Annotated in this window: 20 protein-coding genes; 7 read left to right on the top strand and 13 right to left on the bottom strand. The window is 74.3% G+C overall.

Annotated elements, in window-relative coordinates; genetic code table 11:
- Window positions 1-12: 12 nt before the first annotated feature.
- Window positions 13-939, bottom strand: a complete 927-nt coding sequence (locus tag ACIGAN_RS08685) for an SGNH/GDSL hydrolase family protein (protein WP_399856185.1) — start codon at window positions 937-939, stop codon at window positions 13-15.
- A gap of 213 nt (window positions 940-1,152) precedes the next feature.
- Here ACIGAN_RS08685 and ACIGAN_RS08680 point away from each other — a divergent pair, with 213 nt between their 5' ends.
- The gene (locus ACIGAN_RS08680) at window positions 1,153-1,959 is read left to right on the top strand and encodes a VOC family protein (protein ID WP_399856182.1); all 807 of its coding nucleotides are present in this window, start codon (window positions 1,153-1,155) and stop codon (window positions 1,957-1,959) included.
- A 38-nt stretch (window positions 1,960-1,997) separates the two neighbouring features.
- Window positions 1,998-2,726, top strand: coding sequence for a ribonuclease H family protein (locus ACIGAN_RS08675; protein ID WP_365094119.1), 729 nt, complete (start codon window positions 1,998-2,000; stop codon window positions 2,724-2,726).
- Here ACIGAN_RS08675 and ACIGAN_RS08670 read toward each other — a convergent pair whose 3' ends face one another.
- Together ACIGAN_RS08670 and ACIGAN_RS08665 are read right to left on the bottom strand one after the other, a co-directional pair.
- Window positions 2,727-3,548 carry a tyrosinase MelC2 gene (locus ACIGAN_RS08670; protein WP_399856179.1) on the bottom strand — a complete coding sequence of 274 codons (822 nt, stop codon included), beginning with the start codon at window positions 3,546-3,548 and terminating at the stop codon, window positions 2,727-2,729.
- A 32-nt stretch (window positions 3,549-3,580) separates the two neighbouring features.
- The gene (locus ACIGAN_RS08665; RefSeq protein ID WP_399856177.1) at window positions 3,581-3,949 is read right to left on the bottom strand and encodes an apotyrosinase chaperone MelC1; all 369 of its coding nucleotides are present in this window, start codon (window positions 3,947-3,949) and stop codon (window positions 3,581-3,583) included.
- A gap of 347 nt (window positions 3,950-4,296) precedes the next feature.
- On the opposite strand from ACIGAN_RS08665, the gene ACIGAN_RS08660 reads away from it, so the two are divergent.
- A complete protein-coding gene (locus ACIGAN_RS08660; RefSeq protein ID WP_399856175.1) occupies window positions 4,297-5,502 on the top strand; it encodes an FAD-dependent monooxygenase in 1,206 nt (401 codons plus the stop codon).
- A gap of 155 nt (window positions 5,503-5,657) precedes the next feature.
- Window positions 5,658-6,641, top strand: coding sequence for an aldo/keto reductase (locus ACIGAN_RS08655; protein ID WP_365094131.1), 984 nt, complete (start codon window positions 5,658-5,660; stop codon window positions 6,639-6,641).
- A gap of 15 nt (window positions 6,642-6,656) precedes the next feature.
- Here the strand turns inward: ACIGAN_RS08655 and ACIGAN_RS08650 are convergent, their stop codons facing one another.
- Entirely contained in the window at window positions 6,657-7,007 is a 351-nt protein-coding gene (locus ACIGAN_RS08650) for a hypothetical protein (RefSeq protein WP_365094133.1), read from the bottom strand.
- A 145-nt stretch (window positions 7,008-7,152) separates the two neighbouring features.
- On the opposite strand from ACIGAN_RS08650, the gene ACIGAN_RS08645 reads away from it, so the two are divergent.
- Window positions 7,153-7,650: a DUF6328 family protein gene (locus tag ACIGAN_RS08645; protein WP_399856173.1), complete on the top strand. Its 498-nt coding sequence runs from the start codon at window positions 7,153-7,155 to the stop codon at window positions 7,648-7,650.
- 63 nt (window positions 7,651-7,713) lie between these two features.
- Here ACIGAN_RS08645 and ACIGAN_RS08640 read toward each other — a convergent pair whose 3' ends face one another.
- Together ACIGAN_RS08640 and ACIGAN_RS08635 are read right to left on the bottom strand one after the other, a co-directional pair.
- Window positions 7,714-8,139: an SsgA family sporulation/cell division regulator gene (locus ACIGAN_RS08640; RefSeq protein WP_399856171.1), complete on the bottom strand. Its 426-nt coding sequence runs from the start codon at window positions 8,137-8,139 to the stop codon at window positions 7,714-7,716.
- A gap of 62 nt (window positions 8,140-8,201) precedes the next feature.
- Window positions 8,202-9,242: a hypothetical protein gene (locus ACIGAN_RS08635; RefSeq protein ID WP_399856169.1), complete on the bottom strand. Its 1,041-nt coding sequence runs from the start codon at window positions 9,240-9,242 to the stop codon at window positions 8,202-8,204.
- A gap of 215 nt (window positions 9,243-9,457) precedes the next feature.
- On the opposite strand from ACIGAN_RS08635, the gene ACIGAN_RS08630 reads away from it, so the two are divergent.
- Window positions 9,458-10,150, top strand: a complete 693-nt coding sequence (locus ACIGAN_RS08630; protein WP_399856167.1) for a hypothetical protein — start codon at window positions 9,458-9,460, stop codon at window positions 10,148-10,150.
- Here the strand turns inward: ACIGAN_RS08630 and ACIGAN_RS08625 are convergent.
- Window positions 10,047-11,018, bottom strand: coding sequence for an LLM class F420-dependent oxidoreductase (locus tag ACIGAN_RS08625; RefSeq protein WP_365094145.1), 972 nt, complete (start codon window positions 11,016-11,018; stop codon window positions 10,047-10,049). The genes ACIGAN_RS08630 and ACIGAN_RS08625 overlap by 104 nt on opposite strands.
- Window positions 11,019-11,091: 73 nt before the next feature.
- Here ACIGAN_RS08625 and ACIGAN_RS08620 point away from each other — a divergent pair, with 73 nt between their 5' ends.
- The gene (locus ACIGAN_RS08620) at window positions 11,092-12,534 is read left to right on the top strand and encodes a serine hydrolase domain-containing protein (RefSeq protein WP_399856165.1); all 1,443 of its coding nucleotides are present in this window, start codon (window positions 11,092-11,094) and stop codon (window positions 12,532-12,534) included.
- Here the strand turns inward: ACIGAN_RS08620 and ACIGAN_RS08615 are convergent.
- The 6 genes from ACIGAN_RS08615 to ACIGAN_RS08590 all read right to left on the bottom strand — a co-directional run bounded on the left by ACIGAN_RS08615 (window position 12,526) and on the right by ACIGAN_RS08590 (window position 20,373).
- Window positions 12,526-14,223, bottom strand: a complete 1,698-nt coding sequence (locus ACIGAN_RS08615; protein WP_399856162.1) for a serine/threonine protein kinase — start codon at window positions 14,221-14,223, stop codon at window positions 12,526-12,528. The two genes, ACIGAN_RS08620 and ACIGAN_RS08615, sit on opposite strands and share 9 nt — an antisense overlap.
- Before the next feature lie 291 nt (window positions 14,224-14,514).
- Window positions 14,515-15,474, bottom strand: a complete 960-nt coding sequence (locus ACIGAN_RS08610) for a threonine/serine dehydratase (protein WP_399856159.1) — start codon at window positions 15,472-15,474, stop codon at window positions 14,515-14,517.
- 275 nt (window positions 15,475-15,749) lie between these two features.
- Window positions 15,750-16,832 (bottom strand): polyprenyl synthetase family protein, encoded by a 1,083-nt coding sequence (locus ACIGAN_RS08605; RefSeq protein ID WP_399856256.1) that lies wholly within the window; start codon window positions 16,830-16,832, stop codon window positions 15,750-15,752.
- Between the two features lie 173 nt (window positions 16,833-17,005).
- Window positions 17,006-18,061, bottom strand: coding sequence for a tetratricopeptide repeat protein (locus ACIGAN_RS08600; RefSeq protein ID WP_399856156.1), 1,056 nt, complete (start codon window positions 18,059-18,061; stop codon window positions 17,006-17,008).
- Window positions 18,062-18,237: 176 nt separating this feature from the next.
- Window positions 18,238-18,915: an AIM24 family protein gene (locus ACIGAN_RS08595; RefSeq protein ID WP_365741772.1), complete on the bottom strand. Its 678-nt coding sequence runs from the start codon at window positions 18,913-18,915 to the stop codon at window positions 18,238-18,240.
- Between the two features lie 78 nt (window positions 18,916-18,993).
- Window positions 18,994-20,373: a CAP domain-containing protein gene (locus ACIGAN_RS08590; protein ID WP_399856154.1), complete on the bottom strand. Its 1,380-nt coding sequence runs from the start codon at window positions 20,371-20,373 to the stop codon at window positions 18,994-18,996.
- Window positions 20,374-20,431: the final 58 nt, after the last annotated feature.

Below are 20,431 nucleotides of genomic sequence, written 5' to 3'. Positions count from 1 at the left end.
CCATTGGACCGGTCAGCGCGCCGCCTGTCGAACGGTTTCCGTGATCGCCCGGGCGATGCGCAGGATGCCGGGGGAGCGCACCGGGCAGGGCTTGGGCCGGGACGTCGTGGGCGCGAGGCAGAAGTGGAGGTAGTCGTCGTCGCGGTGCAGGGCGGTCCGGCCGCGGGACGGCTGGGTGCAGTAGCCGGGGCGGGCCCGTTCGGCGGCGGTGCACGGCAGGTACTGCGTCCAGGTCTGGCGGCCGCCGGCCGGGCTCACCGCCTTCCCCGCGTCCGCCACCAGCCCGCCGGAGGCGGCGGCCCGCTGCGCGTACAGCGCGTTGACCCGCCGGATCCGGTCCGGGGTGATCGGGTCGGGGCCCTGCGCCACCCAGACGATCTCCGGTCCCGCACCGCGTCCGGCGGCGGCGATCTGCTCGGTGAGCCGGCGCGCGTCGGCGGCGTAGCGGCTGAAGTACCGGGCGGGGGACCGGTCGTAGGTGATGCCGTCCATGCACGGCGTGTAGCCCCAGGAGTTCCCCCAGAACTGCAGCACCACCACGTCCGGGCGCAGCCGGCGCACCAGCGCGGCGGCCTTGTCGGCGGCCGGCACCAGGGACCGTTCGGCCGTGCCCTCCAGGTAGTCGCAGAGCGTGGTGCCGGAGTAGGGGGCGCTGGTGTACTCGGCCCGCAGCTCCCGGCGCAGCTCCTGTCCGAGGACCTGCTGGTTCTCCATCGCCAGCGAGTCGCCGAGGTACAGCACCCGGGGCGCCTCGCGCGGCGTCGAGGCGGGCGCGGCGGGCGAGGCCGGGGAAGCGGGTGGGGCGGGCGCGCGCTGCCGGGTGGGCGCCGACGTGTCCGGTCCGGCCGGCACGGCGGTGTCCGGTCCCGACGCCGGATCCCCGCAACCGCCGAGCAGCAGTCCGGCCAGCAGCACTCCCACGACCCACGGCTCGCGCATCAGGCAACTCCCGCCCCGGTCATCGAAACGGCACTCAGGCAAGCACAGCGGGCGGCCCCGCGGAAGACGTCCGCCGGACACTCCGCGCGCGGCGCCGCTCGTACGGGCCGCTCGCGTACGGGCCGCCCGGCCGGGCTTCGGCGCGCGGGCCCGCCCGGGGGTGACTAGCGTGAGGAAACGGGACCATTCACCCGTCCGGAGAGGGCCGCAGCCATGGCCGTGCAACCCGAAGGAAGCCCGTGCTGGGCCGATGCGATGTTCCGTGACCTCGAAGGGGCCAAGCGCTTCTACGGCGAACTCCTCGGCTGGACCTTCGCCGAGTCGTCGACGGAGTACGGCAACTACACCGAGGCCTACGCCGACGGCAAGGCGGTCGCCGCCGTCGTCCCGCCCATGCCGGGCCAGGACGGCGAGGAGACCCCGTCGCAGTGGTGCCTGTACTTCGCGGCCGAGGACGCCGCCGCCACCGCCGGCCGCATCCGCGACCACGGCGGACAGGTGCTGATGGAGCCGATGCGGGTCGGCGAATTCGGCACCATGTGCCTGGCCCGCGACCCCGGCGGCGTCGTCTTCGGCCTCTGGCAGGCCGGCACCCACGAGGGCTTCCAGGCGATGGCCGAACCGGGCGCCTACGCCTGGGCGGAGGTCTTCACCCGCGAGCCCGGCAGGTCCGACGCGTTCTTCCCCGCCGTCTTCTCCTACCGCAAGCGGGACATGGAGGACGGCCACGTGGACTTCCGCGTCTACGACCTCGGTGAACGCAGCGTGCTCGGCCGGATGCGGATGACGGAGGAGTTCCCGCCCGAGATGCCGCCCTACATCAACGTCTACTTCACCGTCGAGGACTGCGACGCGGCCGTGGCGAAGGCCGTCGAACTCGGCGCAGTCCTGCGGTTCGGCCCGATGACCACCCCGTTCGGCCGGTTCGCCGCCATCAGCGACCCGCAGGGGGCGCAGCTCTCACTGATCGACATCACCACGACCGAGGGCGAGATGCCGAAGCTGACCGACGTGGCGTAGCCCCACCCTGGCGGCTGGACGGCCCGCGTGGCCATGGCATGATCGGGCCCATGCGTGAACGTGTGGTGGCCGCGTGCGACGGGGCTTCGAAGGGCAACCCGGGACCCGCCGGCTGGGCCTGGGTCGTGGCGGACGCCTCGGAGAGCCCGGTGCGCTGGGAGGCCGGCCCGCTGGGGCGGGCCACCAACAACGTCGCCGAGCTGACGGCCCTGGAGCGGCTGCTGGCGGCGACCGACCCGGACGTGCCGCTGGAGGTCCGGATGGACTCCCAGTACGCCATGAAGGCCGTCACCACCTGGCTGCCCGGGTGGAAGCGCAACGGCTGGAAGACGGCCGCCGGCAAGCCGGTCGCCAACCAGGAGCTCGTCGTGCGCATCGACGAACTGCTCGACGGCCGCTCGGTCGAGTTCCGCTACGTGCCCGCGCACCAGGTCGACGGCGACCGGCTCAACGACTTCGCCGACCGGGCCGCCAGCCAGGCCGCCACCGTGCAGGAGCCCGCGGGCAGCGGCCTGGGCTCGCCCGAGCCGCCGCCCGCCCCGGACGTCCCGGCCAAGGCCCCGCGCGCCCGTGCGCGCGGCGGCGCCGCCCGCACGGGCAAGGCGTCCGCCGCGAAGGGTTCCGCCGCGAAGGGGTCCTCGCGCACGATCAAGGCGAAGTTCCCCGGCCGCTGCCAGTGCGGCCGCGCCTACGCGGCCGGCGAGCCCATCGCGAAGAACGACAGCGGCTGGGGCCACCCGGAGTGCCGCACGGGCGCGCCGGTCTGATCAATCGTCGAACGTGTAGTGCGGGGTGTGGTCCAGCAGGTCCGCCGGGCTGGTGTCGTGCCACGGCCGCATGGTCTCGCGCAGATCGATCACGTTCGGCGTGCCCGCGGCCGGCAGGTAGCCGGAGCCGGGGTGGCGCCGCTGCCACTGCGCCCACAGCTTGTCTATGAACGCGTGATGCAGCCAGAACACCGGGTCGTTGGGTGAGACACCGGTGGCCATCTGCCCGCCGACCCAGACGTGGACGCGGTTGTGCAGGTTGACGCCCCGCCACCCTTCGAGGTGGTTGCGGAAGCCGTCCGAGGCGCTGTTCCAGGGCGCCATGTCGTAGACCGGCATGGCCAGCACGGACTCCACCTCCGCCCGGGTCGGCAACTCGCGCACGGCGGTGCCCAGCGAGCGGCGCAGGAAGGTGCGGCCGTCGACGCGCACGGTGATCGGCCAGTTCCCGGCGGACGCGGCGAACGGCCCGTCCGCGACCCGGCCGTCGCGCTCCCGCCCGGTCCCGCCGAGGAAGTCGGGCGCCCACAGCGAGGCACGCGGCGAACGGTCGACGGTCCAGTCCCAGTACGGCAGCGTCACCGAGGCGTCCACCGACTGCAGTGCCCGCTCGAACTCCAGGAGGAATCTTCGGTGCCAGGGCAGGAAGGACGGCGAGCGGTGACCGGTGCGCTCGCCGTCGTCGGTGTCGGAGACGATGAACGCGTTGTGCGTCCTGACGAACTCGTCGTAGCGGCCGCTGCGCTTGAGCGCGAGCAGCGCGGCGACGAATCGCCGCTTCTCGTCGGCGGTCAGGGCGGACTGGTTCTTGCGGACTGCCATGTGCGGGTGCTCCAGGTGCCGTGCGGGAGAGGTCAGTTGGCCGGGAAGGGCAGCAGGGGCGCGCCCCGCAGCTCGTCCACCGCGGCGCGGGCCGCGGCGCGCGGGGTGGGCACCGGGTCGTAGTGGCTGACGACGCTGATCCAGCTGCCGTCGGCGTTGCGCATCACGTGCAGCTCCACCCCGTCGACGAACACCGCGTAGCCGGCGCCGTGATGGTGGTGACCGGACCCGGTGGCCGGTCCGCCCTGTATCCGGCGCCCCTTGTAGACCTCGTCGAAGGCCCGGAGGGCGCCGTGGTGGTCGGCGGCGGCCGCCGCCGGTGCGAGGGCGGGCAGGGCGCCGGCCGCTGAGGCGAGGACGGCCGCGGCGGTGAGCGCGCGGCGACGGCTGAGTTCCGGCATACGGATCTCCTGGGTTCGTTCGGATGAGGGCACCGCATGCCTATCGGCCCCTCGGGTTCCGGGAGAAATCCACGCGAGCCGGTTGGCTGCGATCCGGGCAATTCCCCTTATGTCGTGCAAGGTTGAACGAAGATGATCTTGTCGCCGCCGGAGTGCCGGGTGTGTGCGGACGGGGAAATTCCACCCGCGAGGGATGCCGCGGCGGATGTTTCTGCCCGGGGCTCCTGGTGCGCGTGGTGCGGATCACGCCGGGAAACTGACGCGATCTCACCCTCCGGCCGATGATGCTTTCGTACTGCTACTCTGCGTCCGCAATCAACAGCTCTCAGTAGTCCTCAGGGGTGTGCGTGAAGGTCGCCTGCGTCGGCGGCGGGCCCGCCGGTCTGTATCTCTCGATCCTGCTCAAGCGGCAGGACCCGTCCCACGACATCACCGTCTACGAACGCGACCCGGAGGGCTCGACCTACGGCTGGGGCGTGACGTACTGGCGCGAACTGCTCGACCGGCTCCATGAACAGGACCCCGAGTCGGCCCGCGTGCTCGGCGCCCACTCCGTGCGCTGGCGCGACGGCGTCGCCCACGTCGGCGACCGCACGACCCGGCACAGCGGCGACGAGGGACACGGCGTCGGCCGCCACCGCCTGCTGGAGATCCTCGCCGCCCGCGCCCGCGACCTCGGGGTGCGCCTGGAGTACGCGCACGAGATCACCGCCGCCGCGCCGCCGGCGGACGCCGACCTGGTCGTGGCGGCCGACGGCGTCGGCAGCGAGCTGCGCACCCGCCACGCCGCGCACTTCGGCACCCGGCTCACGGCCGGCCGCAACCGGTACCTGTGGCTCGGCACCACCAAGGCCTTCGACGCCTTCACCTTCGCCTTCGTGGAGACCGCCCACGGCTGGATCTGGTGCTACGGCTACGCCTACGGCCCCGATCGCGGCACCTGCGTCGTCGAGTGCGCTCCCGAGACCTGGAGCGGACTCGGCCTCGACCGTGCGGGCGAGGCCGACGGACGCGCCCTGCTGGAGCGGCTCTTCGCCGGTGTCCTGGAGGGCCACCCCCTGCTCGGACGCCCCGGCGGGACCCCCTGGCAGACCTTCCGCACGCTCACGAACCGCACCTGGCACCACGGCAATCTGGTCCTGCTCGGCGACGCCGCCCACACCACGCACTACTCGATCGGCGCCGGCACCACCCTCGCCCTGGAGGACGCCATCGCCCTGGCCACCGCGCTGCGCGAGCACGCGGCCCTCCCGCAGGCCCTCGCCCGCTACGAGCGCGAACGCACGGCGGCCCTGCTGCCCGTGCAGAGCGCGGCCCGCTACAGCGCCCAGTGGTACGAGAACCTCCCGCGCTACATCCACCTGCCCCCGGAGCGCATGTTCGCCCTGCTCGGCCAGCGCCACTCGCCCCTGCTGCCCCATGTGCCGCCCCAGCTGTACTACCGGCTGGACCGGGCCGCCGGGCAGCTGGAGCCGCTGCGCCGCCTCAAGCGCTGGCTGGGCCCGAAGGTGGCCGGGACCGTCCAGGCGCGCACCCGGCCCTCGGTGGAATGACCACCGGCGCGCGACGGCGACCGCTCGATCACCCGCGAGAACGCCTCCACGCCCGGCGTGCCCGGGACGGCCGGCAGGTCCGGCCGCACGGCCGTGTCCCGCCCGGGCCGGCGCCCCGGTCCGCGCCCTGCCCTCGCGGGTGACAGACTGACGCCATGGACGAGCGCACATTCGACAGGTCGGGTCAGCACGCTTCCGTCGTCGGTCTCGGAACGTGGCAGCTGGGTGCCGACTGGGGAGACGTCGACGACAAGGAAGCCCTCGCGGTGCTGGAAGCGGCCGCCGAGTCCGGGGTGACCTTCTTCGACACCGCCGACGTGTACGGCGACGGCCGCAGCGAGCAGACCATCGCCGCCTTCCTCAGCGGCAGGCCGGACCTGCACGTCCTGGTCGCCACCAAGATGGGGCGCCGGGTCGACCAGATCCCCGAGAACTACGTGCTCGACAACTTCCGCGCCTGGAACGACCGCTCCCGGCGCAACCTCGGCGTCGACCGGATCGACCTGGTGCAGCTGCACTGCCCCCCGACACCCGTCTACTCTACGGACGAGGTGTTCGACGCCCTCGACACCCTGGTGGCCGAGGAGCGCATCGCCGCGTACGGGGTCAGCGTCGAGACCTGCGCGGAGGCCCTGACGGCGATCGCCCGGCCGAACGTGGCCAGCGTGCAGATCATCCTGAACCCGTTCCGCATGAAGCCCCTGCGCGAGGTCCTCCCGGCCGCCCGGGAGGCCGGCGTCGGCATCATCGCCCGCGTCCCGCTCGCCTCCGGCCTGCTGTCGGGCAAGTACACGCGCGACACGGTGTTCCCGGAGAACGACCACCGCACCTACAACCGGCACGGCGAGTCCTTCGACGTGGGCGAGACCTTCTCCGGCGTCGACTACGTCACCGGGGTCGAGGCCGCCGCCGAGTTCGCGGCGCTCGCCCCCGAGGGCTGCACCCCGGCCCAGCTCGCCCTGCGCTGGATCATCGACCAGCCCGGCGTCACGACCGTGATCCCCGGCGCCCGCTCGCCCGAGCAGGCCCGGGCCAACGCGGACGCCGCCCGGCTCCCGGAGCTGCCCGCCGCCACGCTGGCCGCCATCCGCGACCTGTACGACCGGCGGATCAAGGACCAGGTGGAATCCCGCTGGTAGCGGACCGCGGCACCCTCACGGCTCCAGGAGCAGCTGCCTCTCCTGCTCCTGGTCGCCGGAGGAGGCACCGTCGTCGCGTGCCGTGAAGGCCCGGGTGAGCGTGTCGCTCGCCCGCCGCACCGCCTCCGGGGAGCCCTGCACGGTGACCGTCACCGGCGCCGACAGGCTTCCGCCGCCGTCCCCGCCGTTCTCCGTGCTGCGACCCGACGGCGCCTCGCCGTCGAAGGTCGCCGTGTGCACCGTCGCGTTCTCGTCGGCGGGAAACGCGTCCGGCGCGCCGAACGTGCCTTCCAGCGCCCGCACGACCGCTCGTGCGTCATCGGCGCCTCCGCCGCTGAGCGTCACGGTGAGCTGCGTACCGGACATGAGTCCACGACCTCCTCGCGCTGTGCGTGCCTGGAGCCGTCCGTGTAACCGTCCCCTGATCGCTCAAACCGCCCCACCCGGGAGGACGGCCGTTTCCGGGGCACCCGGGGAAGGAGAGGGCAGGCCCTCACACCGGGAGGACGTTGTGGCGGACGCGGCACAGGGCGGGGCGATGCGCCGGGGGCGCAACGAGACGGAGGAGGAGAGAGCCGACCGGATGTGGCAGGAGCTCATCCAGGAGGTCCGTGTCGCCCAGATGGGCGTGCAGATCCTCTTCGGATTCCTGCTCACCGTGGTGTTCACCGAGAAGTACGACGAGCTGACCGACACGGATCGGATGATCTACCTCGTCACGGTGGTGCTCGGCGCGTGCGCGACCGGGGCCCTCATCGGCCCGGTGTCGCTGCACCGCCTGGTCTCGGGTCGGCGCGTCAAGCCGCAGGCGGTGCGGCTGGCCTCCCGGCTGACCCTGCTCGGCCTGGTGCTGCTGCTCGCCACGACGACGGCGTCCCTGCTGCTGATCCTGCGCGTGGCGACCCACGACGGCTTCGTGCCCTACCTGGTCGCCGGAGTGGTCGGCTGGTACCTGCTGTGCTGGTTCGTCCTGCCGCTGTGGACCAGGTACAGGCACACCTCGCAGTGACCACGGCGGACCGGGCGCCGGCCGCCCTCGCGAAGTCCCGGTCCCCGCTGTCGCCCCCCGGTCTCAGCTCCCCGCGATGAGGGTCGCCAGGAAGTCGTCGACGCAGACCTCCTCGCGGCCCGGCGGGACCAGCTCGTGGGTCTCCCTGAGGAACGCCGCGAACGCCGGGGCCCAGGCGAACACCACCGCGTGGTGCCGGCCGCCGTCGGCCCGCGCGTCGCCGAAGAACTCCATGCGCAGCTCCTGCCACACCCCCCGCGACTCGGGACGCATCCGCACGTCGCCCACGCCCACCGGACGCCGCAGCGCGTCACCGAGCATCTCCCGGTCCAGCTGCCACCGGGCGAGCACGCGGCCGTCGTGGCTGAAGACGACCGTGACGGCGAAGGGGTCGGCGGCGTCGTAGCTCAGGTGGGCGAGTACGGAGAAACGGTCCGCGTCACCCGCCTGCAGCTGCACCACCAGAGTCTTGTGGACGAACGAGTTCACGAGGGGGCCTCCGGGAAGAACCGACTTGGAGACCTCTAGTACCCCCGATTTTCACGAAATGCTCAGCTGTCCGGGTGATTCCCGCGGGCACCGCGCAGGGACTCGATGCAGACCGCGACGGCCCGCTGCAGCTCCTCCAGCCGCTCGACCATGTCGTCCTCGTAGAACTCCCCGGCGTCGTCGAAGGTCAGCTCCTCGAACACCTTCGTGGCCCGCTGCAGGCTGCTGTAGAACTTCGTCCGCCGCTCCCGCACCCGCAGTCCCGGATCGGCCTCCACCGCCTCGACGACCAGCGACTTCATGGTGTCGTAGGCCTCGGTGGCCCACTCGCCGGCGTCCTCGCCCTCGTCGAGCTCGTCGAGCAGCGACAGGTGCCGCTCGGCCTCCTGGCGGAGGTCGGCGGGGGCGTCGACGGTCTGCCCCGCGGGCGTCTTGATCTGTCCCGACTCGGCGATCTGGCGGACGTACCCGATGCGGTCGGCCGCCCTGCTCTCGCCGGCGACGGCCTTCTTCAGCTCATCGGTGCGCACCACGTCGCGGGCCAGCTCGGACTGCAGCTCCGGGTCCTCGCGGACGCGGTCCAGCAGGGCCTGCCGGGCGGCGCGGGCGGTGGACGGGTCGGCGAGGATCGCGGCGCGCAGGGCGGTGGGGTTCTCCGCGACCTCCAGGGCCTTCGTGGGCCGGATGCCCTCCGCCGCGGCGGCCTCGGCGATGGCGGTGCCGCGCTCGGAACCGGCGCTGCTGCGGGAGACGTAGTAGCCGAGCCACACGTCCGCGTCCGGCAGGTCCACCTCCTGACCCGGCGTCAGGGCCTCGAAGTGGGGGACCAGCCCGTCGTCGGCCGCCCGGTCCCACGCCTTGTAGTAGCGCATGACCCGCTCCGGGGAGCACCCGGCGAGTTCGGCGAACTCCTTCGCCGAGACCTTCGGCGTCTCGTCCGCGCCCTGCCCGCCCGGCCGCACACTGCGCGCGACCTTCAGCCCGAACGCCCACCCCCCGGTCCGGGCGTACGCCCCGAACTCCCGCGCGTCCCGCGCGACCGGCTCGGACAGGGGCGCCGGGGACGCGGGGGAGGTCTCGGACGGGGTGAGGGCAACGGTCACGGAGGACGCTCCTGGGACGGGACGGGACGGGGCGGATCGGATCGGACGGGTACGGGAAACCGACGGCAGCCTACCGGCCCCCACCGGCCGCACCTTCGCCGCGACAGCGCCGCACCCTTCGCAGATGGGAGACGCTCCGGAGCGCTGTCCTGCCGCCTGCCGCCCGGTCCGAATTCCGTTTTCCCGGGCCGGCCGGCTCCGGGCACGATGGGCGCATGAGTCGTCCCGGAGTCGGTGCGGTGCTGCGGCGTTGTGCGGAGTGCGGAGTGCACGAGTACGGCGGGGCGCCCGCCTGCGGGCGGTGCCGCGGGCTGGTGGACGGCATCGTCGAGGAGCCGTGGGGCGTCCTCCTGCGGCAGTGGGACATCGCCACCGGCGACGAGGAACGGGCCCTGGCCGGGATGGTCGTGGCCGAACCCGACCGGCACGACTGGCGCGTGGTGGACGCCGCGCTCGACCGGCTGGTGTGCCCGGACTGCGGCGACCGGCTCGCCCGGGGCCCGGCGGGCTGCCCGGCCTGTGACCTCGCCCACGGGTTCCGCTACGCCGCGATCGAGACGGACCGGCCCGGTGTCCCGCCGGGCAACGAACACGCGATCCGGGTCAACGTCTCGGTGGTGCGCCGGCCGCACGTCACCTCCGACAGCGAAGTGCTCGTCAGGCGGCTGCTGCTGCCCCTCCTCCTCGTCGGGTTCCTGCCGTCCACCGAGGAGGCACAACGGCTCGGCGCACACCTGAAGAAGAGCCCTCCGCAGCGGAGGGCTCAGGTGGCGGAACGGGCCGTGCGGGCGCTGGCCGGGCAGCTCAGCCGAACGCCTCCCGCAGCGCGGGCAGCAGCGTCTTCTCCGACCAGTCGAGATACGCCGGCTGCGAGTCCCCGCCGATCTGCACGAGGGCGACCTCGGTGAACCCGGCCTCGGCGTACGGGCGGACGGCCTCGACGAACGCCTCCGGGTCGTCACCGCACGGGATGGCCTCGGCCACGTCGTCCGGCGTGACGAACTGGGTCGCCGCCTCGAAGGAATCCGGGTGCGGCAGCTCCGCGTTGACCTTCCAGCCGCTGCCGAACCAGCGGAACTGGGAGTGCGCCCGCTTGACGGCCGTCTCCCGGTCGGGGTCGTAGCAGACGGGCAGCTGGCCCACCCGGGGCTTGCCCTCGCCGCCGTGCCGGTCGAACGCCTCCAGCAGGCCCGCCTTGGGTTCCGTGGCGATCACCAGGTCGCCCAGCCGGCCCGCGAGCGCGCAGGACCGCTCCCCGGAGACCGCGATGCCGATGGGCGGCGCCTCGTCCGGCAGGTCCCACAGCCGGGCCGACTCCACGTCGAAGTGGGTGCCGCGATGGTTGACGTGGCCGCCCTCGAAGAGCGCGCGGATGATCTCCACGGCCTCCTCGAACATCTCGTGCCGCACGTCCACGGACGGCCAGCCGCCGCCCACCACGTGCTCGTTGAGGTTCTCGCCGGAGCCGAGCCCCAGCCGGAACCGCCCCTCGGACAGCAACTGCACCGTCGCCGCTTTCTGCGCCACCACCGCCGGGTGGTAGCGGAACGTCGGGCACGTCACGTACGTCATCAGCGGGATACGTGACGTGGCCTGGGCGGCCGCGCCGAGGACCGCCCACGCGTAGGGCGAGTGACCCTGGGAGCGCAACCACGGGAAGTAGTGGTCAGAGGTCACCGAGAAGTCGAAGCCCGCCTCCTCGGCCCGCACGACATGGTCGACGAGCTCACGGGGGCCGGCCTGCTCGGTCATCATCGTGTATCCGATTTGCACCATAACCGACGGGTCCCCTGACAACGGGCGCGGAAACGGGTCGATCAAGCCCCCGCGGCAGAGGCAGGATGCCCGCATGAGTGCTTCCGCCCTGCCGTCCTCCGGCCCCGCAGCCCAGGGCGTCGACGCCGCCGGCGTCCACGCCTTCCTCGACGCCCTCGAAGCCGCCCCCGAGATCGAGCCGCACAGCCTGATGATCATGCGGCACGGCCACCTCGTCGCCTCCGGCTGGTGGGCGCCGTACACGGCCGGCCGGCCCCAGCTGCTGTACTCGCTGAGCAAGAGCTTCACCGGGACCGCCGCCGCCCTGGCCGAGGCGGAGGGGCTGCTGGACTTCGACGCGCCGGTGATCTCGTACTTCCCGGAGTTCGAGGCCGACATCACCGATCCGCGCAGCCGGGCCATGCGGGTACGGCACGTGGCGTCGATGTCGAGCGGCCACGAGCGGGAGACCGTCGAGGAGGCCTTCGGACGGGATCCGGGCGAACCTGTCCGCGGGTTCCTGCTGCTGCCCCCGGACCGCGACCCGGGGACGGTCTTCGCCTACAACCAGCCCACCACCTACACCCTCGGCGCGATCGTGCAGCGCGTGACCGGGCAGTCCCTCTCCGCCTACTTGCGGCCCCGGCTGCTGGATCCGCTGGGCATCGGCGAGGTGTACTGGCGGCGCGACCGCACCGGGCGCGAGATCGGTTTCAGCGGTCTGCACGCCACCACCGACGCCGTCGCCCGGCTCGGCCAGCTGTACCTGAACGACGGCCTGTGGGAGGGCGAGCGGCTGCTGCCCGAGGGCTGGGCCGCCCGGGCCGCCCGGCCGCGCATACCGACCGCCGGCGCCATGGGCGACGCGGACCGGCAGGACTGGGACCGCGGCTACGGCTACCAGTTCTGGACGTCCCGGCACGGCTACCGGGGCGACGGCGCCTACGGCCAGTTCTGCCTGGTGCTGCCCGAGCACGACGCGGTGATCGCCACGACCGCGGCGACCGAGCGGATGCAGGACCTGCTGAACCTGGTCTGGGAGCATCTGCTGCCCGCCTTCGGGCCCGAGCCGCTGCCCGGCCGGGAGGCCGCCGACGCGAGCCTGCGGGAGCGCACGGGGCGGCTCGCGCTGCCGCCCGCCCCCGGCGCCCCGACGCCGCCGGACCGGGCGGGGGACTGGGCCGCCGCCCGGTTCACGGCCTCCGGCGACGGGCCCGTCCGGGCGGCCGGACTCGCCCGGGACGCGGACGGCTGGACCCTGACCCTCAGCGAGGACGGGGACCCGGACGGGGAGCACCTGCGGCTGCGCGTGGGGGCGGCGGGCTGGACGGTCGCCGAGGAGCCCCTGCCGACCGCGGTGAGCGGCGGCTGGACCGGCCCCGGAACGTTCGCCGTCGACGTGGTGTTCCTGGAGACCCCGCACCGCCTCGCGCTGACCTGCTCCCTCGCGGAGGGGACCGTCACCGCGCGCTGGCGCACCCAGCCGCTGGAGCGCGGCCGGCTGACCTCCCGGCGGGCGCCGCGCGGCTCAGTCTGAGCCGGGACGGAAGGTGGCCAGGACGGTGCGCAGCGCCCGCTGGTTCGCGGCGTCCGTCCAGTCGGCGTCGGGGGCCGTCCAGCGCAGCGAGAAGCCGCGGCCCCCGCCCAGCAGGACACCCCGCCCGAAGGTGTGCACCCGGATCCCCCCGCTGTCCGCCGTCCACTCCAGGTCGGCGGCCTCGCGCCCCTGGTACGTGGTGGCCCGGATCGCGCCGATGCGCTCGTAGTCGCCGGAGCGCCGCAGGTCCGGTTCGACGTCGTCGCGCCACACGGCCACCGGGTCCGGGCCCACACGGGCGCTGTAGGTGACGGCCAGGGTGCGGTCGTCGCCGTCGGCGCCGAAGACGGCCCGGTAGGCCAGATCGCCCTGGCGGTCGGTGCCCAGCCGCTCCCAGCCCTTCGGGAGGGCCAGGGAGAAGCCCTCCGGGGCCTGATGGCGCTGGAAGCCGGGCGGCAGGGCCGCCGGGTCCGACCGGGTCGGCGCCGGAGAGGGGTCTGCCGGGGTCGGGTCCCTCGTCGGGGCAGGGGAGGGGGAGCCGGTCGGGCCGGGCGGTTCGGCCGGCCGGGCGCTGTCCCGGCCGGCGCCCTCGCCCGGTGAGGCGGCGGAGGCCGGCGGGCGGACCGGCGCGTCGGCCGCGTCCTCGCCCGAGTCGCCACCGGGCAGCCCCCGGGTCGCGGCGAGCACGGCGACCGCGACGGTGACGACGGCCAGGGCGGTGCCCGCGATCACGGTCCGTCCGCTCCAGGCCGGACCCGCCGGGCGGCCGGCCCCATACCCGCCGCGCGGGCGCGGAAAGGGAACGGAGCCGTACCCGCCGCGCAGCCGCGGGAAGGGAACGGAGCCCGGTGCCACCGTGCCGGGATCTTCGCTCAGCGCCCGGGTCAGCGCCTCCCGCACCACCGGGCGGGTCAGCCGTTCCCGCGAGTCCTTGCGGAGCAGCCCCTGCACCACCTGCGCGAGCGGACCGGCGCGCATCGGCGTGCGCAGCGGCAGCCGGTCCACGCCCTTCAGGGTGTGCTCCGGACGGCCCCGGTCGCGGAAGGGCGGGCGGCCCTCGACCATCGTGTAGAGGATCGCGCCCAGCGCCCACAGGTCGGCCGCGGGCCCGATCCGCTCGTCCCGGGCCTGTTCCGGAGAGGCGTACGCGGGAGCCGTCAGACGGGGCGCCAGGGTCGCGCCGGCCAGTCCGAAGCCGGTGACGACGACCGACTGGTCCGGCCGGACGAACACCTGGCCGGGGCTGAGCTCGCCGTGGGTGATGCCCTCGGCGTGCGCCGCGTCCAGCACGTCGAGCACCTCCAGGCCGATCCGCGCGGCCCGCACGTAGTTGAACGTGCCCTGCTCCGAGAGGAGTTCGCCGAGCGGGGTGCCGTCGATCCACTCGTGGACCGTCCACAGCGCGCCCGCCTCCTCCACGGCGTCGACGACCGTGGCGAGGTTGCCGGGGCGGAGCGAAGCCATGGTCTCGGACGTGCGCAGCACGCGCGCCGCGGTGCGGCGCTCGGTCCCGGCCGGGTCCTGAGGCAGCCCGGTCCGGGTGACCAGGCAGGGCCGGGAGATCTCGCCGGTGCCGAGGTCCTCGGCATACCAGCAGATGCGGTTGGTCTCACGCTGGACGATCTCGAGCAGCCGGTACCGGCCGGCGACCAACTGGTGTGTGGAGACGTGCGCCCTGCCCATGGCCATCCCTCGCTGGAAATACGGCTCTCACCTTTTCCAGAGGTACGGGGAGCGGGGCCGCCTCCGTTCAGAAGGATCGCAACTGCGCGCTCATTCCTGTCTTTCATTCAAAAAAGGGGAGCGGGTGGGCGCGGAAAACGGTCTTCCGGTCTTTCCGTAGCGCGCTCACCTCGGCAGATCCGTATCCGCCCACCCCGGCTCGGGGTGACCGGCGGTAAATGCCGAGGTGCCCGGCCGTCGAACTCCGCGCCCCTGCGATGAATTCGAACGAGTGATTCCCCGGGAGCGCCCCGGCCCTCAGCACAGACCGAAGCGCCGGGCCCAGCCGATCATGTCGCCCGTGGTGGCGTTGCCCCCGCAGACCACCAGGCCGAGCCGGACCCCGTCCCCGACCCGCTCCCGTACCCGCCGGGCGGCGGGCAGCAGACACCCGGCGGCCGGCTCGGTCCACACCTTGGCGTGGTCGGCCAGGTCCAGCGAACCCCGCACGGCCTCCCGGTCCGGCACCACGAGCACCTCGGTGACCAGCGCCGACACATGGTCGTAGGTCAGCTGCGAGACCGACGGCGCGCTGAGCGTGGAGACGATCGACGACAGGGCGACCGGCACCGGGCCGCCCGCCGCCAGCGCCTCGGACATGGCCTGGGCGCCCTCGGTCTCCACGCCCCACACCCGCACCCCCGGCCGGAGCGAGCGCAACGCGGCGGCGACACCGGCGATCAGCCCGCCGCCCCCGACGCTGACGAGCACGTCGGTGAGGTCTCCGGCGTCGGCGGCGAACTCCAGGCCGACCGTGCCCTGCCCGGCGACGACGACCGGGTCGTCGAAGGGGTGGACCAGGGTCAGCCCTTCCTGCTGCAGCCGGGTCGTGAGCGTGAACGCGCCGTCCATGTCGTCGGTCAGTCGCACCGACGCGCCGGCGTCCCCGGCGATCTCCACGGCCCGGGCGGGCGCCGAGCGCGGCATCACCACCGTGGCCTTCACATCGAGCGCGGCGGCCATGACCGCGAGCGCGATGCCGTGGTTGCCGCCGCTGACGGCCACCACCCCGGCGGCCCGTTCGGCCTCGCTCAGCGACAGCAGCTTGGCGGTCGCCCCGCGCGCCTTGAACGAGCCGGTCCGCTGCAGCAGTTCCAGCTTGGTGGTGACCGGGACGCCGAGCAGTGCCGACAGCCCCGGGCTCGGCACGGTCGGGGTGCGCACCACGTGCCCGGCGATCCGTTCGGCCGTGGCTTCGATCTCCGAGACGCCGATCACGGCGGCCCTCCTTCCGGCGCGGGGTCGTGGAACGCGCCGACCGGCACCCTCACCCGGCGAGGGGCCCCGGGTCAACGCCGGGTCCGGACGGCGGACTCCGACCCGCACGGCACGCCGGACCGATGCGCACAGGTCCCGGCGGACCGTATGCGCACAGCTCGCGGCGGGCCGATGCGCGCGGGTCCCCGCCGGACCGTATGCACACGGGTCGCGGCGGGCCGATGCGCGCGGGTCCCGGCGGACTGTAGACGCACAGGTCGCGCCGGGCCCGGCGCTCACACCTCGCGCCGCACCAGGAAGCCGAGCAGCGAGCGCAGTTCACCCGCGGCGCCCGGCGCCAGGGGCAGGTCCGCGAGGGCCGTCTCCACGGCGGTGACCTGCCGGCGGGCCTCCGCCAGGGCCGCCGTGCGACCGCCCGCCCGCTCGATGAGGGCCGCGGCCTGCTCCGGGTCGTCGCCGGACCGGAGGAGCGCCGCCAGCCGGTCACCGCCCGGCGCGCCGAGCGCGACCAGCACCGGATACGTCTTCTTCCGTTCCCGCAGATCGCCGTGGACCGGCTTGCCGGTGACCCGTGGGTCGCCCCAGATGCCCAGGACGTCGTCGACGATCTGGAAGGCGACCCCCAGGTGGCGCCCCGCGCGGTCGAGTGCCGCGGCCGTCCCGGGCGCGGCACCGCCCAGCACGGCACCCAGCGCGGCGGCACCGCCCAGCAGCGCGCCCGTCTTGTGCTCCGCCATCGCCCGGTACTCCCGCGGCCGCACCCGCTCAGGCCCCGTCCAGGGGCGGTCGGCGAACAGCAGGTCGTCGGCCTGGCCGCGCACCAGGTCGCCCAGCGCCACGGTCAGGACGCGGACGGCTGCGGAGCCGCCCGGCCGCGTCGCCAGCGTCTGGACGGCCAGCGCGAACAGGGCGTCTCCGGCGAGGACCGCGGGGCCCGTACCGTAGGCCTGCCACACGGCCGGACGGCGGCGGCGGTGGGTGTCGCCGTCCATGATGTCGTCGTGCAGCAGGGAGAAGGTGTGCACCAGCTCCACCGCCACCGCCGCGGGCACACCGGCCCGCCCCGGCGCTCCGGCCGCCTCCGCCCCGAGCACCGCCAGCGCCTGCCGCACGCCCTTGCCGCCCGGGGCGGCGGCGGGCGCGCCACCGACCTCGCACCAGCCGAACGCGTAGCCGGCCATCTCGGCGACCCAGGGGTGCAGCCCTGCCACGGCCTCGACGAGGGCGGGCCGGACCAGGGCACGGCAGCGGTCGAGGGTCCGGGAGACGTCGCCGCCCGCCCCGGCATCCGGAGCGGTCGCGGACGCGCCGGACCGGTCGGCCGGGGCCTCGGGGCCGGTGGTCACGGCGCCCGGCAGGCCCGGCAGGCCCGGCTCGCCCGGCAGGCCCGGTTCGGCCGAGAGGCTCGGCTCGGCCGGGAGGCTCGGCTCGGCCGGGAGGCTCGGCTCGACCGGCTGCGTGGCCGTTCGTCCGTCGAGGTCCGCGGGGGCGTCGCCCTGCCGCACCGCGGCCGACGCCGTCGGCAGGGCCGTCACAGTGCCGCCTCCGTCGCCCTCGGGTCGGCCGGTATGCCCAGTTCCTCGTAGGCCCGGGCCACCATGGCGTGGGCGTGCCGCAGGCCGATCCGCTCCAGGGTGCCGGCGAGGTCGGCGAGTTCAGCCGCCGTCCGGGCGCGATCGCGGCCCAGCCGGGCCAGGGTCTTGGCCAGGCCGAGACGGGACAGCGCCTCACCGCGCGGCTCGCTCATCGCGCGGAACTCCGCGAGCGCCTGCTCGTAGAGCTCCCGTGCTTCCGCGTAACGCCCGGCCCGGTACAGGACGTGGCCCCGCATCTTGTGGTTGTAGGCCAGCGCGCTGGACAGCCGCATCGCGCGGCAGGTCTCCTCCGCCTCGGTCAGCAGGTCCAGGGCCCGCTCGGTGTCCCCGTCGCGTACCGAGACGACGTCGGCCAGTCCGCGCAGTGCCCAGGCGTGACCCCGCCGGTCGTCCGCGCCCGCGGCGATCCCGGCGGCCTCCTCGAACAGCTCGTAGGCCGTGTCGTAGTCGCCGGTGTTGCGGTGCATCTGGGCGATGCCTTCCAGCGCCCACACAGTGTGCCGCGCCTCCCCGCGCCGCCGGGCCTCGGCCAGCAGTTGCTCGTGCAGCCGTCCGACGGCCTCGTAGTCGCCCTGGATGCGGCCGGTCTCGGCGAGGCCCGCGAGCGAGTAGCCGCGCACGACGACGTCCCCGCCGCGCTCGCCCAGGTCGGCCGCGAGCCCCAGCAGGCGGCGGGCCAGCGGGAACGCGCCGCGCTGCCGGGCCAGGGTGCCGCCGCTCCACAGCGCCCAGGCCATCGCCGCCACGTCCCCGGCCTGCCGGGCGGCGCGGTAACTCGCCTTCCAGGCCCGGTCCGCCTCCTGGACCCGGCCCAGCCGGCGGTGCGCCTCGGCCACCGCCAGTCCGGAGCGCGCCGCCTCCGCGGGCTCGCCCGCGCGCTCGGCCGCTCTCAACTGCTCGGTGCCGGCGGCCAGGACGTCGGTCAGTGAGGAGTTGACGGACAGGGTGGTGAGCGCGCCCTGGTACTCGGGGGCGAATGCCTTGCCGTACATCGATGCCTTTCGTCCGTATGCACACCATGTATACGCGATGTGTATACATGGTGTGCATAGAAGGATGGAGGCCCGCCCTGACCCCCCGTCGGGGGGCAGGGCGTCACCTGTTGCCGATCAAGACGGCGACGGGACGGACGGGGTTGCCTGTGAGGCGCAGATCACCTGACGGTGGCTCAGTGCTGGCCGGGCTTCTGCGGGGTCGCCTCGCTCGGCCGGACGACGACGTACCCCTCGCCCTGGAGCAGCAGTTGCACGGCCTCCCCGGAGCCGCCGCGCAGCATGGAGCCGATGGACTGGGAGCGGTGCAGCGAGGTCTGCAGGCCCGCGGTCCAGCCCACGATCGCGTCGGTGTCCACGTACACCGGGTACTGCTGCGAGACCGGGATGACGAGGGGGTTGCCCTCGCAGATCAGGCCCAGTTTGCCGTGGCCGGTGAAGACGCTGTTGAACAGGCCGCCGCCGGTGATGCCGGCGCCCTTCACCGTGGCGATGCGGTAGGACAGCGTGGCGTCGAAACACAGGACGTTGCGGCCGTTGACCGTGAACTCGTCGCCGGGTTCGACGTCGACGATGAAACAGTTCTGCGCCTCGTGCGCGAACCAGGCCTCGCCCTGTCCGCGCACCGCCATCAACGGCAGTCCCTCACCGGTGACCGCGCGCTTGAGCATGCCGCCCACGCCCTGGCCCTTGCGTTCGAACTGGAGGTTGCCGCGGTAGGCGATCATCGCGCCCTGCCGGGCGAGCATCTCGCCGTTCACCGTGTACCGGACGCACTTGGTGTTCTCGATGGTCATGCCCGCCGCGACGGGCGGCTGCGCCATGTGTTCGCTGGAAAAGAGGTCACCCTTCATGCGGGCATCCTCGCCCGGAGCGCTTCCCTCCGCCAAGATCGCGCGGGCGGGCCGGGTGAGGAGCGCGATGCTGCTTGCTCAGCCGCCGAACATCTGCGTCCAGTACGTGCCCGCCCGGCCGCCGCCGGCGAAACCGATCCCGATGTGCGTGAAGTCCGGGCGCAGGATGTTGGCCCGGTGGCCGGGGCTGTTCAGCCAGCCCTCCACGACGTCGGCGGGGGAGCGCTGGCCGCAGGCGATGTTCTCGCCGATCGAGCGCCGGGTGGAGCCCGCCGCGGCGGCGCGGTCCCAGGGGCGGCTCCCGTCGGGCGCGGTGTGCGCGTAGAAGGCGCGGGCCACCATGTCCGCGCTGTGCGCCTGCGCGGCGGCGGTCAGCCGCGGGTCGACGGCCAGCGGCGGCAGCCCGGCCCGGGCGCGGGCGTCGTTGGTGAGGCCGATGACGGTCGCCGCGGCGTGCTCCAGTCCGGCCGGGGTGAGGGGTGCCGCCCACAAGGCGGTCCAGTAGGTGTCGCCGGAGCCGCTGTCGTGCACCCGGGCCACCCCGGCGTGACGGAAGGCGGGCTCCCGCACACCGCGACGGGACGCGTCCGCGCGCAGGCAGTACCCGACGAACTCGGCGGCCGTGCGCGGGCCGGACACCAGGTGCTCGCCGATCGTGAGATACGCGTACCCGGCGCCGGTCACGCGCTGGTAGACGGAGACGCCGTCCCGGGTCTCGACCCCGAGACGCCCGGCCGCGGCCATGGCGGCGGCGTGGTCCCGGGCCGCCGAGACCAGACGGGCGTCGAGGGAGACGGGCGGCGCACCGGCCTCGGCACGGGCGGAGTTGACCAGGGGGAGGAGGCCGTCGGGATCGGACGCGGCGGGGGAGGGGGCGGACGGGGAGCGGGCGGCCGGAGGCGCGCCGGACGCGGGCCCGGGGCGTGCCGAAGGGGCCGGCGTGCCGTCCGGGGGCGGTGGGCCGTCCGGGGCCGGTGCCTCGTCCACCACCTCCACCCCGAAGTCGCGGGCCAGTCCCGCCAGTCCGTCGGCATAGCCCTGCCCCAGGGCGCGCAGCTTCCAGCGGTCGGCGCGCCGGTAGAGCTCGGCGAGCAGCAGGACCGTCTCCTGTCCCGGGCGCGGCGGGGTGAAGCGGGCGAGCGTGCGGCCGCGCGCGTCGGTGACGTGGAGGGTGGGGGAGGGCAGGGCACCGAGGGCGGTCCCGGGCTCGGCGGGGCTGACGGCGACCGTGACGCGGGTGGCGCCCGGCCGCAGCCGCGCGGGGTCCACGACGAGCGTGTCGTCCCGCAGCCGGGCCCCGGGGGCCGCGGGCTGGTTGTAGAAGACGAAGTCGCCGTCGTCCCGGACCTTTCCGCCGTCGTCCGTGACCAGCGCGGACACGTCGAACGGGCCGGGCACCCGGACGGTGACCGCGCCGTCCGGCAACGCCAGGTTCCCCCCGGGGACCAATTCGCTCATCACGCCGCCCCTGCCCTCGTCCCACCGCCCCTTGCGGAAACGCCCGCGCCCGCACCCG

It is taken from the genome of Streptomyces sp. NPDC085931, assembly GCF_044540565.1.
Classification (GTDB): Bacteria; Actinomycetota; Actinomycetes; order Streptomycetales; family Streptomycetaceae; genus Streptomyces.
This window is presented reverse-complemented; position numbering and strand designations above follow the sequence as displayed.